1 protein-coding gene is annotated in these 263 nt (G+C 52.5%); it reads right to left on the bottom strand.

Annotated features, from left to right (window positions below; translation table 11 throughout):
• A partial coding sequence (locus tag ACYP03_RS26610; RefSeq protein ID WP_459782756.1) for a tetratricopeptide repeat protein occupies positions 1 to 156 on the bottom strand: 156 nt, incomplete at its 3' end.
• Positions 157 to 263 lie beyond the last annotated feature (107 nt).

Below are 263 nucleotides of genomic sequence, written 5' to 3'. Positions count from 1 at the left end.
GTCGCTGCCGCTGTCCAGAGCCTGTACAGTCTGAGTATAAGCTTCGGAAGCCTGTTCCTTAGCAGACTGCACCTCTCCCTGATAATAACGCCAGCCATACAGGCCGCCCAGGCCAAGTACGGCACCAAGCACAATGGCTTTACCATTCTCTTTCATCCATGCCTTGATGGATTCAATCTGTTGCTCTTCTGTGGTATTGACGTCCACGTCCTGTCCTCTCTTAAATCAATTCTGCCAGCTTAGCGGCAACCTCTGCCTGAGCC

The sequence above is a fragment of the Photobacterium sp. R1 genome, assembly GCF_054600795.1.
Note: the sequence above shows the minus strand (reverse complement) of the source record. Positions and strands in the feature narration are given on the sequence as shown.